Annotated in this window: 1 protein-coding gene; it reads left to right on the forward strand. The window is 34.6% G+C overall.

The features are described 5' to 3' along the window. A partial coding sequence (locus GOQ24_RS15975) for an IS66 family transposase (RefSeq protein ID WP_160340147.1) occupies nt 1–377 on the forward strand: 377 nt, incomplete at its 5' end. Between the last annotated feature and the right edge of the window lie 42 nt (nt 378–419).

Genomic DNA, 419 nt, shown 5'->3' on the forward strand with positions numbered 1-419 from the left:
GTAAGTATATGTTTATTCAAATGAAACTTACCCTACCTAAAAGTCAAATAGGTAAAGCTTTTGCTTATTCCCAAACTAGATGGGATAATCTTAGTGCGTATCTTTATGATGGAAACTTACAGATAGACAACAACCTTGTTGAAAACGTAATTAGACCAGTTGCACTAGGTCGTAAAAACTATCTCTTTGCTGGTTCTCATGATGCTGCACAAAGAGCAGCCATGGCTTATACGTTTTTTGCTAACTGCAAAAAGCACGATGTTAATCCATATCAATGGCTAAAATATGTATTGGAAAATATCCTATCCATCAACCACAAGAATATTACAGATCTATATCCTCATAACTATAAAACGTTAATCACAGACACTATATAAGAATAATTACATCTCACAAGGTGTACTTGCTCGGGAGGATAC

It is taken from the genome of Myroides sp. LoEW2-1 (assembly GCF_009767705.1).
GTDB lineage: Bacteria > Bacteroidota > Bacteroidia > Flavobacteriales > Flavobacteriaceae > Flavobacterium > Flavobacterium album_A.